The sequence below is a fragment of the Paenibacillus sp. plas6 genome (genome assembly GCF_057221655.1).
Map to the genome: position 1 here is coordinate 4,079,276 of NZ_CM170151.1, position 12,974 is coordinate 4,092,249.

The following is a 12,974-nucleotide window of genomic DNA, read 5'->3' on the forward strand; positions in this document are numbered from 1 at the left end:
TTCATTGGCTTTTATGACGAATAGGTGGCTGAGTGAAATCAGCTAGTCGAAGTTTAGGATTGTTAGGATATTGTGTCTGCATATAACAGCTTGTAGCAGCAATATCAAGCTGTAAGTAAGCTGGCTTTTCCCTAAGCTGAACAGGGCTATGAATAATCGGCAAATGAGCCTGCTTCTTCATAATTTTTAAAAGCTGCTGTCCCTTTTCAGTAAAACCAAGCACTCGTAAGTATGTAATTCCTGTAGCTAAAGCTTCTCTCGTAAACAGTTCCTTGCGATGCTGAAGTAGGATCGCAAGCAATGCACGTTGCAGCTTTGTCCGTGTATATCGTTTAGTTTTTATTGCGGCTAGCAGTTCATTGACGGAATAAGTCTCAAGCTGAGCAGCACATTGTAAAATGCGATGCTCTAAGCCTTCTTCAATTTCTCTAAACTGAGACAATGTTTCTGGCGGCTGCACAGCTAACTGATAAAATAGAGCTTGTGCGAAACATTCCCAGCTCATACCGCTTTGCTGCGTTGAAATGATATGCTGTTCCAATATACGATATGTGGTGCTAGGGACATAAGGCATAATATTAGTAATCTGTTGATGCTCTTGTAATAGTTTACGTATTGCGGTTGCGCTAGCAATTGAATGACTATCAGATACGGTTGTGTCGTGGTATTGTGCTTGTTGACGTGATATTGTGTAAGGTGCAATATCACTTGTTAATTTTTCTAAGGCGACTAAATAATGAAGCCCAAGCGTGTGATTAGGCTGAGCAAGCTCTAATGCTTGCTGTTGCCATAGCTTGTCTTGCTGCAGCATAGATTCTAGCGCATAGCTAAATGCTTTCGGGTAGTTCATTCCAAGCTGCAATGCTTCGTTTAACTTGTTCTGCAAAGCAGGAGGATGCTCCGCGACAATTTTTGCAGCGGCTTGCAGCGGCTGCAGTTTGCCGCTTTCTGTACCGAAGCAAATGCTGTCCACAACACCTGTCGCATGCAGGGTAGCGATTGCGCCATAAGCAAACCACTCTGCAGAGGATGTAGCATAAGCAACAGGCAGTTCTAATACAAGGTCACAGCCTCCAGCTAACGCCATTTTTGTGCGGGTCCATTTGTCGAGCAATGCAGGCTCGCCTCGCTGTAAAAAATGACCGCTCATCACTGCGACGACTGCATCTCGATTGGTTATTTTTTTCGATTGTTGCAAATGATACTGATGTCCGTTATGAAAAGGGTTGTATTCTACGACAAGTCCGACTGCTTTCATTATGCTAGCGTCCTTTCCTTAAAAGTTCTTTAAGATAATATAGCATATTGAAAGCAGAAGGGACATTGTGAGAACAAATCATCCGATTAATCTTGACAAAACATGAGCAGGATAGATATAATAAACTTTGTCTGTTTGGGGTGATATTATGCAGTTTCGTTTGCAGCAATTGTTAGCAAAAGGTCAAACAGTGAGCGTGAATGAACAACTGGATGTATCTGAGCTATTTCGTAATCGTCAAGACGTAATTTCGACTGGCCCTGTACATATTAACCTAAAGGTTCACCCTGAAGGTGGAATAGTATTCGTAGAGGGTATGCTTGATATAGATATGGAATTAGCCTGCTCTCGTTGTCTTGAGTCAACGCATGTACACTCAAGCATTCCATTCGCTGAGCATTTTAAGCCTGTTGAATTCCTTAGTGAAGAGGCTGAAGATGATGAAGAAGATGTGATCGAAGTTGCTGATGAAGTTCTTGATCTAGTTCCTTATATTGAGGAATATGTGCAATTATTTATGCCGTTTGCTCCGCTTTGTAAGGAAGATTGTAAAGGTTTATGTCAGCAATGCGGATCTAATCTTAACCTTGAAACATGTAAGTGTAGTAACGAAAGAATCGATCCGCGACTAGAAGCGCTGAAAGATTTCTTAAAGGAATAATGCTTCTTGAATTTGTGAAGGAGGTGGGAAACATGGCAGTACCTCAACGTAGAACATCCAAGACTCGCCGCGACAAACGTCGTACGCATTTCAAACTTGCAGTACCAGGTATGGTGAAATGTGAGCAATGTGGAGAGCTTAAACTAGCTCATCACGTATGTAAAGTTTGTGGATATTACAAAACTAAAGAGATTATTTCTCAATAATAATCACTGCTATAGCATTCTATCCGTAGGATAGAATGCTATTTTTTTATTTTTCATTGTTTATTGTCTCATTTGTTATTTTCTGCTAGTTTTTGTCGTTTTCATTTGAATTTATGTATAGAAATTGAAGGAAATAAATAAAATAGATTGCGATAGTTCCTATTTTGAACTATACTGAATTAGTACCTGGTATTAAATTTAGATGCTAAACAGGAGAGTGATGCCGACATGGCGAAATTATCAAAGCGTGAACGGCATCAGCTGCTGATCCAATATATTAAGGATAATCCTTTCGTTACTGATCGCGAGCTAACAAGAGCGTTAAAAGTCAGCATCCAAACGATTCGTTTAGATCGAATGGAGCTAGGCATTCCAGAATTGCGTGAGCGGATGAAGGAAATGGCTGAGCGTACGTTTGACTCTGTACGCTCTCTGCAGCTTGATGAAGTTATCGGTGAGATTGTCGATTTACAATTAGATCATAGTGGCATTTCATTATTTGAAATTCGTGAAGAGCATGTATTTTCAAGAACTGGAATCGCACGCGGACATCATTTGTTTGCACAAGCCAATTCTTTGGCGGTAGCTGTAATTGACTGTCCGATTGCCTTAACGGCTAGTGCAGAAATTCGTTTTTTAAGACCAGTACGTCTTGGAGAAAAATGCATTGCCAAAGCGTATGTTCGCACCAATGATGAAGAACGGAATAAATCGAGAGTAGAATTGAATACATATGTAGGAGATGAGCTTGTCTTCCAAGGAAGCTTTATCATCTATCGTTCCGATACTACTACAACTCAGGAAGGAGAACAAAGTGAAAATCGCAATTGATGCAATGGGTGGAGATTTTGCGCCAGAGCAAATTGTGGCGGGAGCAGTAGCTGCTGCTAAAGAGCATAATGATATTGAAATTTTGCTCGTTGGAGATGAGCAGCAAATTAAAGCTCATATCCAAGAAGCAGTACCAAGTAATCTTACAATTGTACATGCTTCGGAAGTTATTGAATCGGAGGACGAGCCTGTTCGAGCGGTTAAGCGTAAAAAGGATTCCTCAATGGTCGTCGCTGGGCGTCTAGTAAAGGACAAGCAAGCTGATGCAATGTTGTCAGCAGGTAATACCGGAGCGCTAATGGCGACAGGAGTACTTGTAGTAGGCAGAATACCAGGCATTGAGCGTCCTGCACTTGCCCCGCTTTTACCATCCCTTGATGGAGTAGGTATGCTAGCCCTTGATTTAGGAGCAAATATGGATGCTAGTGCCGAACAATTAAACCAATACGCTTTGATGGGAAGCATTTATCGTGAGCGTGTGCAAGGTATAAAATCGCCGCGCGTAGGTCTTCTTAATGTTGGTACAGAAGATAAGAAGGGAAATGAGGTTACGAAGCATGCCCATGAGCTGCTTCGTAATAGCGGTTTGAATTTTGTTGGTAATATCGAATCAAAGCATATGCTGGAGCGCCCATGTGATGTATTGGTTTGTGATGGATTTTCAGGGAATATTATGCTGAAGTCGTATGAGGGTGCTGCCTCAGTTATTTTTAACGAATTAAAAAGCTCCTTTAAGCAAACTTGGCTGACGAAACTAGCTGCTGCTATTATGTTGCCGAAGCTTAAAGGTTTGAAAAAAACATTGGATCCGAATGAATTTGGCGGAGCACCGTTACTTGGAATTAATGGACTTGTTTTGAAAATCCATGGTTCCTCGGATGCTCGTGCCGTACAAGCTGCAGTTAAACAAGCAAAAACAGCTGTTGCAGGCAAGCTAGTTGAGTCTATTACAGCTGAAATCAACAAGGAGTGATCAGCATATGGTTTCTGTGGGTGTATTAGGAACTGGTAAATACGTTCCAGAACGAGTATTAACCAATCAACAACTAGAGCAAATGGTAGAAACAAACGATGAGTGGATCGTCACTCGTACAGGAATTCGGGAACGTCGCTTAGCATCTAACGAAGAGGCTACCTCAGATTTAGCCTTTAAGGCTGCAGAAGAGGCATTAGCTAATGCAGGGATAACTGCTAACGAGCTTGACTTGATCATCGTTGCAACAATTACCCCTGATATGATGTTTCCTTCGACAGCATGTTTAGTTCAAGAAAAGCTTGGTGCAACTTGCCCAGCATTTGACCTATCGGCTGCTTGCTCTGGTTTTATTTACAGTTTAGCGACTGCGAACGGATTAATTCAAAGCGGATTGTATAAAAAAGTGCTAGTGATTGGTGCTGAAACTTTATCACGTATTACGGATTACACAGATCGCAACACTTGTATTTTGTTCGGGGACGGAGCGGGAGCAGTAGTTTTAGGTGAGGTTCCTGCTGATCGTGGCTTTAAGTCGTTTGTTCTTGGAGCAGATGGTAAAGGCGGAGAATTGCTTAAATTAGCTGGCGGCGGCTCACGAAAACCAGCTTCGCTGGAAACGATCCAAAATCGCGAGCACAGCATTTATATGGCTGGAAATGAAGTATTTAAATTTGCAGTGCGCATTATGGGCAGTGCTGCAGAAGAAGCAATTGAAAAAGCTGGTCTAGAGAAAAAAGATATAGATTTCCTTGTTCCGCATCAAGCGAACATTCGTATCATTCAATCTGCTCTAAATCGCTTGGAACTGACAGAAGATAAAGCACTAATTAATATTGATAGATACGGTAACATGTCTGCAGCTTCTATTCCTGTTGCATTAGCAGAGGCAGTAGAGCAAGGAAAAGTTAAACAAGGTGATACGCTTTGCTTAGTCGGCTTTGGCGGCGGCTTAACTTGGGGCTCAACCGTTTTGAAATGGTAGATAAAAAATCATAGAACTATGCTTAATGTTTGGAGGAGAACGTTGTGGGGAAAATTGCATTTGTATTTCCTGGACAAGGTGCTCAAGCTGTTGGCATGGGTAAAGACATTTACGAGCATGACAGTGACGCACGAGCTGTTTTTGAAAAAGCCAATGAAGCACTTGGTTTTTCATTAACTGATCTTATGTTTAATGGTCCTGATGAGGCTTTAAAGCAAACGGCAAATACGCAACCAGCACTATTGACTGCAAGTGTCGTTTTTTTGAAGCTAGTTGAAAAATCTGGCTTGAAAGCTGATTACGTAGCGGGGCATAGTCTTGGTGAATACAGTGCGCTTGTGGCAGCAAACGTAATGAGTTTCGAGGATGCAGTACGTACCGTACGTGCACGCGGTCAATTTATGGAGCAAGCCGTACCAAATGGACAAGGCGGTATGGCAGCAGTGCTTGGTGCTGAGCGAGAAGCGCTGAAACAACTTTGTAATGAAATTACGAATCAAGGTGCAAGCGTAGAGCTAGCAAATGTCAACTGCCCAGGACAAATTGTTGTATCTGGTACAATTGAAGGGGTACAGCAGGTTGTAGCGAGAGGCAAAGAAATTGGTGCTAAGCGAGTCATTCCGCTTGAAGTAAGCGGACCATTCCATTCTTCCTTAATGAGCAGTGCGGCAGAGCAACTTGGCGGTGTGCTAGGGCAAATTTCCTTGCAAGATGCTTCAATTCCTGTCATTGCAAATGTAACAGCTTCTTCTGTTACTGCTGCAAGTGAAATTAAAGATTTGCTACAACGTCAAGTATGTGCACCAGTGCTTTGGGAAGATAGCATCAATAAGTTAGTCGAACTTGGTGTTGACACCTTTGTGGAAATCGGCTCAGGCTCTGTATTAACAGGCTTGATTAAAAAGATTAATAGAGATGTAAATACAATTACGATAAATAAGCTTGAAGCACTGGATTTATTGTCTGAGCTTGCTTCAGTTTAGTTTGGCATATGCTTCCGAGATACTTTTTATTTACATGAAGAAAATTAAGGAAGCCCATAAAAAGTAATAGTTTATACTTTCGAAGCACTTTTTGTGTGTAAGAAAGTATATCGGTGAAAACACAAAAAGTTTGAGGAGGTAGGGGTATGTTTGCAAGCTTGGAGGGCAAGAAGGCGCTTGTTACAGGCGCTTCACGCGGGATTGGTCGAGCAATTGCAATTGCGCTAGCAGAAGCTGGTGCAGACGTTGCTGTTAACTACTCTGGCAGTGAACAAGCAGCTGCTGAAACTGCAGAAGCGATTAAAGCATTAGGACGCCAAGCGATCATTATTAAAGCAAATGTTGGCAAGCTAGACGAGTTTGAAAACATGGTAAAACAGGTTGTCGATGAGTTTGGCAGCATTGATATATTAGTCAATAACGCTGGCATTACGCGTGATAATTTAATTATGCGAATGAAGGAAGAGGAGTTCGATCAAGTTATCGAAACAAATCTAAAAGGCGTATTTAATGGTATTAAAGCTGTTACTCGTCCAATGATGAAGCAGCGTTCTGGTAAAATTATTAACATATCATCTGTTGTTGGTGTGTTAGGTAATCCTGGACAAGCCAATTATGTTGCTGCAAAAGCAGGTGTAATTGGTTTGACTAAAGCTAGTGCGCGAGAGCTCGCAGCTAGAAATATTACTGTGAATTGCGTCGCACCTGGATTTATTCAGACAGATATGACAGACAAGCTGCCTGAGGATTTGAAGCAGTCATTGGCTACACAAATTCCATTAGCTAAGCTTGGGGTTGCGGAAGATATTGCGAATGCAGTTCGCTTTTTAGCCTCTGACGCTGCCTCTTATATGACTGGCCAAACCATCCATGTTGATGGCGGCATGTATATGTGATTTCACTTTTGATGCAAACTTTTATGAGAAGTTTCATCTAAAGATAGCTATTTTTAATTCGTTTTCGTATAATACGTAGAGGAGGTGAATCGGATGTCCGATGTATTAGAGCGCGTAACAACGATTATTGTTGATCGCCTAGGCGTACCTGCAGAAAAGGTGACTCTTGAGGCTTCTTTCAAAGAAGATTTGAATGCTGACTCACTTGATGTAGTTGAACTTATCATGGAACTAGAAGATGAGTTTAACCTTGAAATTTCTGATGAAGATGCTGAAAAGATCTCTACGGTAGGAGAAGTTGTAGAATACATACAATCTCATACCTAATGATGGTCGAGTCCCGTTATTGACTAACGGGACTCAATCCTTATTTTTTCTGCATTAATAAAGGATACGTAATAAGTGTAAGGTTAAAGAATTGTGTGGCAATTCTTTTGAATATAGATGGGATTAGATATAAAGTAGAGGTGATCGATATGAAGCGTAGAGTTGTTGTTACGGGAATGGGCATCTTATCTTCGCTTGGCTCGGAGCTTGAGCAATTTTGGGGAAATTTATTGGAAGGAAAATCAGGTGTTTCATTAATTGAATCATTTGACACTTCCGATTATCCTACAAAAATTGCCGCAGAGATTAAAGATTTTGATCCAGTTGCTTTCGGCATTGATAAGAAAGATGCTCGTCGTATGGATCGCTTTGTGCAATTTGCCGTTGCTACAAGCTTAAAAGCTATTGAGGATTCAGGATTAAAGATAGGTGAACATATTCCAGCAGAACGCGTTGGCGTTATCGTTGGTTCTGGTATTGGCGGACTTGGTACATGGGAAGAGCAACATCGTATCCTGTTAGAAAAAGGTCCAAAACGTGTAAGTCCATTCTTTATTCCGATGATGATTGCAAATATGGCATCCGGACAAGTTTCCATGATTGCAGGTGCGAAAGGACCGAATACTACAGCTGTGACAGCTTGTGCTACGGGAACTCACTCTATTGGGGATGCTTATAAAATTATTCAACGCGGAGACGCAGAAGTTATGATTGCTGGCGGTGCTGAGGCTACTATTCGTCCTACAGGAATGGCTGGTTTTTGTTCAATGCGTGCCATGTCAACACGAAACGATGAGCCTGAAAAAGCGAGCCGACCTTTCGACATCGACCGTGACGGTTTCGTTATGGGTGAAGGCTCAGGTGTTCTTATTCTTGAAGAATTAGAGCATGCATTAGCTCGTGGGGCTAAAATTTATGCTGAAGTTATCGGCTATGGAATGAGTGCTGATGCACACCATATGACTGACCCTGATCCAGATGGTGCTGCACGTTGTATGGCAAATGCGATTAAAGATTCTGGTCTTGAACCAAGTGCAATTGACTATATTAATGCACATGGAACAAGTACACCTCCTGGAGATAAATCTGAAACAACAGCGATTAAGAAAACGTTTGGCGATCATGCGTATAAATTAGCTGTTAGCTCAACAAAATCAATGACTGGACATCTTTTAGGTGCTGCTGGTGGCGTAGAAGCAGTAATTCTTGCATTAACTTTGAAGAACGGCGTTCTTCTTCCAACAATCAACCTTGACAATCAAGACCCAGAGCTTGATCTTGACTATGTGCCAAATGTACCTCGTCAAGCAGACGTTAAGGTTGCTTTATCAAACTCTTTTGGATTTGGTGGACATAACGCGTCTATCATGATGAGAAAATATGAAGCATGATGGATTTGAAGAGCTGCAGCAGAAGCTGCAGCTCAATTTTACAAAAACAAAACTTCTACGCCAAGCTTTTACCCATACTTCTTATGTGAATGAGCATAAACGAGGTTCAATCCAGGATAACGAACGTTTAGAGTTTCTGGGGGATGCTGTTTTACAGCTTCTTGTCTCTGAATATTTGTTCAAAACATATCCTAAGCGTCCTGAAGGTGAATTAACGAGAATGCGGGCTTCTGTGGTTTGTGAGCCGTCCCTTGCAAATTTTGCTGAGCGCTTAGAACTTGGACAATATGTGTTGCTTGGAAAAGGGGAAGAACAACTAGGCGGCAGACATCGTCAAGCGTTGCTGGCAGATTTATTTGAATCGTTTGTAGGTGCATTATATTTAGATGCAGGTGTTGAAGCAACGCGCGCATTTTTAGAGCAGCATATGTTTCCATATATTGATTCCAATAATTATGGTTTGCTGATGAAGGATGCCAAGTCGAAGCTGCAAGAGCGTGCGCAACATGTTGGTCTTGGTACAATTGAATATCGCATACTCGAAGAGAGAGGTCCTGCTCACGATCGTGAGTTTGTCATCGAGGTAACGATAGATGATGTTTGTTATGGGGTAGGCGTTGGTCGCTCCAAAAAAGAAGCAGAGCAGCGGGCTGCTGCAGAAGCTTGGAATAAATTAGCTGAACAATAAGGGCAGCTTTGATGTTCAAACTTAGCGAAGACCTTTTCGAACATACAAAAAGCATTTCAGTGGACAATTGTCCAAAGAGATGCTTTTTGTATGTCGTTTGCCTAAAGGAATTCATCACGGCAGGATAATATATGTGGTACAATGTACTATGAGGTGAAAACCAAACTATGTTTTTAAAAAGAATTGAATTAACAGGCTTTAAGTCTTTCGCAGATAAAACAGAGCTTGAATTTGTTAACGGCATAACCGCTGTAGTTGGACCAAACGGTTCAGGTAAAAGTAATATCTCTGACGGTATCCGCTGGGTTCTAGGTGAGCAAAGCGCTAAGAGCCTTCGTGGCGGTAAAATGGAGGATGTTATTTTTGCTGGTAGTGATGCACGAAGAGCAGTGAATTATAGTGAAGTATCGCTAACGTTAGATAATTCAGACGGCTCATTACCGCTTGAATACAATGAGGTTACTGTAACTCGACGTGTGCATCGCAGCGGTGATAGTGAGTATATGATTAACAAACAAGCTTGCCGATTACGGGACATTACTGAACTATTTATGGATACAGGGATCGGTAAAGAGGCCTATTCGATTATCGGACAAGGGCGTATAGAGGAGATATTAAGTACTCGCTCCGAGGATCGGCGTGGAATCTTTGAGGAAGCTTCAGGTATCGTAAAGTATAAATCTCGTAAAAAAGAAGCACAGCGTAAGCTTGATGATACTGAGCAAAATTTGCTTCGGATTCACGATCTCGTTTCAGAGCTTGAGGATCAAGTTGAGCCATTGCGCAAGCAATCTGAGGTTGCCCTGCATTATAAGGAACTAAAAGAGCAGTTGAAATCGAAGGAAATTGCTTTGTATGTTCATCAAATTGAGACGCTACATAAAGCATGGTCCGATTCAACTGCGAAGCTGCAAGCGTTGCAGGAGGAGCAGCTTAAACTATCAGCAGTAGTAAGTAAGCATGATGCCTTACTAGAAAGTGATCGGATGCAGCTTCGTGAGATTGAAAAGGAGCTTGACGAACTTCATCAAACGATGCTGCAGCTTAGTGAAGATGTGGAAAAATGTGAGGGATATAACGAAGTTATTAAAGAACGTATTAGTCACAATGAGCAAACTTCTTTAGCTGTTGAGCAAAATATTGCTGTTACAGATGAACGTATCTTGAATTTATCCAAGGAAGAAGTGGCTATTCGCAGTAAAGCTGCTGAGCTGGAGGAACGTCTAAAGGAGCTACGTTTAAAGCTGCAGGCTGAAGAAATTCGTATGCAGGGGGTAGCTACTGGCAGTAGCCAGGATGAAGAGGAGCGTCTGAAAGATGAACTTCTCACTGTGCTTAGCACGGGGGCTCAGCTACGCAATGAAATTCGTTATGCGCAGCAGCAGCAAGAAGCTTTGCAGCATCGAATGGAGCGAATTGGCGAAGATGAGGCAAAGTGGCAGCAGCAACAACGTGCGTTAGATGCGAAAAAACATGAATTAGATAAAAGGCTGGAAGCATTAATTAATGAATACGAGCGATTGCGCACGAAGATGCTTGAGGAAGCAGACGAAGCACGTAAGCTCAACATTGAGATTGAGTCCTCTATTTCCCAACTTAGACGATTAGAGCAAAAGCTAGATAGTGATTTATCTCGTCGAGACACACTTAAAGAAATGCAAGATGCGATGGACGGCTTTATGCTCGGTGTAAAAGAGATACTAAAGGCAGCTCGCAGACCGCAAGGGGGCATTGAGGGGGTACATGGGGCTGTAGCTGAACTTATTATCGTACCTCAACGAATTGAGCTTGCTGTGGAAACGGCACTTGGTGGTGCATTACAGCATATTGTAATGCAAGATGAACGTACAGCTCGTGCTGCAATTAGCTATTTAAAGCAGCGACAGCTTGGACGAGCTACCTTTTTACCGCTTGATGTAATTCGCGGAAGACGAATTAGTGAGCAGGAACGCCGCATTCTCTCTGAATTAGACGGTTTTGTTGGAATTGCTGCAGAGCTAATACAAACTGATGATAAATATAAAGAAATCGTATTTAATCTGCTTGGAAACGTGCTGTTAGCAGAAAATTTGGAGCAAGCAAACCGAATTGCTGCTCGCTGTCAATATCGTTATCGTGTCGTCACACTTGAAGGTGATGTTGTTAATGCCGGCGGTTCTATGACGGGCGGTAGCTTGCAGAAAAAAGGAGCAAGCTTGCTCGGTCGACATCGTCAAATCGAACAGCTTGACGAGGCGATTCAGTTATTGAAGGAACAAATTCAACAGCAGCGTTTGCAGCTTGATGATAAGCGTAAGGAAGCTTCAATCCGTACGCAAAATGCTGAGCAGGCAAGAGAAAAATTAGAGCAAAAACGTCTTGAAGAGCAAAGCATAAAAGGTGAGCAACAGCAGCTAATGCAAGAGATGAAGTTTCTAAGTGAACAACAGGCGCTTTCACTTACAGAAAAACAAGCACAAGCAACGGAGCAGCAAGCGGCTGCAAAACAAATCGCAGAAGCACAGCAAAAGCTTGCCGAGCTAAGCGAGCAGGAGGCAGCACTCCAGGAAGCTATTAAGCTAGCAGAGCAAAAACGTAAGTCGAGTGAAACAGAGAAAGAAGAGCTGCAATCGCAGCTTACTGATCTGAAAATTAATGTAGCAAAACTAGATCAAGAGTATAGCAATTATGAGGAGCAAGCAGCTCGCTTACGTGAAGAAATTAATCGTGCGAAGCAGGAGCTTAAAGGCTATCAGCAACAACGTCAGCAATTGCAGGAGCAAGCTGTTCAGTTAGCTGAAGAAGCAGCGCAGCAAACGACTCGGCTGCAGCAGCTTAGAGAGAGTAAGCAGGCATGCAGTGAACGGACAGATGCCTATCGCTTAAAACGTCAGGAGAAGCTAAGCGGACTTGAGCAGGGCGAAAGTGCTACGAAAGAGCAGCGAATTGCGCTGCGCAATATTGATGAGCAAATAAGACAAACCGAAATAGTTCTTAATCGTCAAGATGTTGAGCTTGATCATACAATTAAGAAGCTATCTGAAGAATATGGTTATAGCTATGAATTTGCTAAACAGCAATATCCTATAGTTGAAGATATTGCAGCGATTGAGCTAGATGTACGTGATTTAAAACGTAAAATTAGCAGCCTTGGTGAAATTAACCTAGGGGCTATTGAGGAATATGAGCGTGTGAAGGAGCGCTTTGATTTCCTAAACGAGCAAAAAAATGACTTGATGGAAGCCAAAGCTACTTTATATCAAGTTATTAAAGAAATGGACGATGAAATGTCCAAACGCTTTAAATCAACCTTTGATGAAATTCGTAAACATTTCATTGTAGTCTTTAGTAAACTGTTTGGCGGTGGACGTGCAGATCTTATTCTTGTTGATCCATCCAATATACTAGAGACAGGGATAGATATTGTGGCTCAACCTCCAGGGAAAAAGCTGCAAAATTTACAGCTCCTTTCTGGTGGAGAGCGTGCATTAACAGCGATTGCTTTATTATTTGCAATACTCCAAGTTAAGCCTGTGCCGTTCTGTGTGCTTGACGAGGTTGAAGCAGCATTAGATGAAGCAAACGTATCCCGTTTTGCACAATATTTACGTGAGTTTTCCGATTTAACACAATTTATTGTTGTTACACATCGTAAAGGTACGATGGAAGAAGCCGATGTTCTATATGGGGTAACGATGGAAGAAGGCGGTGTCTCCAAGCTAGTTAGTGTGAAGCTAGAGGAGGATCATAAGGCGTTTGACGGAGTAACTGCTTAGCGCGTAATTGTAATACTCTA

General features: G+C 42.1%; 12 protein-coding genes. 11 read left to right on the top strand and 1 reads right to left on the bottom strand.

The features are described from left to right. Position 1: 1 nt before the first annotated feature. On the bottom strand, positions 2-1,258 hold the full coding sequence (locus AC2TDL_RS18030) for a nucleotidyltransferase (protein ID WP_484697426.1): 1,257 nt from the start codon (positions 1,256-1,258) through the stop codon (positions 2-4). A gap of 148 nt (positions 1,259-1,406) precedes the next feature. On the opposite strand from AC2TDL_RS18030, the gene AC2TDL_RS18035 reads away from it, so the two are divergent. From AC2TDL_RS18035 to smc, 11 genes are all read left to right on the top strand, one after another. Next, complete coding sequence (locus AC2TDL_RS18035; protein WP_484697427.1) at positions 1,407-1,919, top strand: YceD family protein; 513 nt, start codon at positions 1,407-1,409, stop codon at positions 1,917-1,919. Positions 1,920-1,951: 32 nt separating this feature from the next. After that, positions 1,952-2,125: a 50S ribosomal protein L32 gene (gene rpmF, locus AC2TDL_RS18040; RefSeq protein WP_006036546.1), complete on the top strand. Its 174-nt coding sequence runs from the start codon at positions 1,952-1,954 to the stop codon at positions 2,123-2,125. Positions 2,126-2,353: 228 nt separating this feature from the next. Next, on the top strand, positions 2,354-2,956 hold the full coding sequence (fapR, locus tag AC2TDL_RS18045; protein ID WP_484697428.1) for a transcription factor FapR: 603 nt from the start codon (positions 2,354-2,356) through the stop codon (positions 2,954-2,956). After that, positions 2,940-3,929, top strand: a complete 990-nt coding sequence (gene plsX / locus AC2TDL_RS18050) for a phosphate acyltransferase PlsX (protein WP_484697429.1) — start codon at positions 2,940-2,942, stop codon at positions 3,927-3,929. Before fapR ends, plsX begins: the two co-directional genes overlap by 17 nt. A gap of 7 nt (positions 3,930-3,936) precedes the next feature. After that, positions 3,937-4,914, top strand: coding sequence for a beta-ketoacyl-ACP synthase III (locus AC2TDL_RS18055; protein WP_484697430.1), 978 nt, complete (start codon positions 3,937-3,939; stop codon positions 4,912-4,914). Between the two features lie 44 nt (positions 4,915-4,958). Continuing rightward, complete coding sequence (fabD, locus tag AC2TDL_RS18060; RefSeq protein ID WP_484697431.1) at positions 4,959-5,897, top strand: ACP S-malonyltransferase; 939 nt, start codon at positions 4,959-4,961, stop codon at positions 5,895-5,897. Positions 5,898-6,043: 146 nt separating this feature from the next. Then, positions 6,044-6,793, top strand: a complete 750-nt coding sequence (fabG, locus tag AC2TDL_RS18065) for a 3-oxoacyl-[acyl-carrier-protein] reductase (protein ID WP_484697432.1) — start codon at positions 6,044-6,046, stop codon at positions 6,791-6,793. Positions 6,794-6,886: 93 nt separating this feature from the next. Beyond that, entirely contained in the window at positions 6,887-7,120 is a 234-nt protein-coding gene (gene acpP, locus AC2TDL_RS18070) for an acyl carrier protein (protein ID WP_484697433.1), read from the top strand. Positions 7,121-7,269: 149 nt separating this feature from the next. Next, positions 7,270-8,511, top strand: coding sequence for a beta-ketoacyl-ACP synthase II (fabF, locus tag AC2TDL_RS18075; protein WP_484697434.1), 1,242 nt, complete (start codon positions 7,270-7,272; stop codon positions 8,509-8,511). Continuing rightward, positions 8,501-9,199, top strand: coding sequence for a ribonuclease III (gene rnc, locus AC2TDL_RS18080; RefSeq protein ID WP_484697435.1), 699 nt, complete (start codon positions 8,501-8,503; stop codon positions 9,197-9,199). The genes fabF and rnc overlap by 11 nt, the downstream gene beginning before the upstream one ends. A gap of 167 nt (positions 9,200-9,366) precedes the next feature. Next, complete coding sequence (gene smc, locus AC2TDL_RS18085; protein WP_484697436.1) at positions 9,367-12,954, top strand: chromosome segregation protein SMC; 3,588 nt, start codon at positions 9,367-9,369, stop codon at positions 12,952-12,954. The last annotated feature ends 20 nt before the right edge of the window (positions 12,955-12,974 follow it).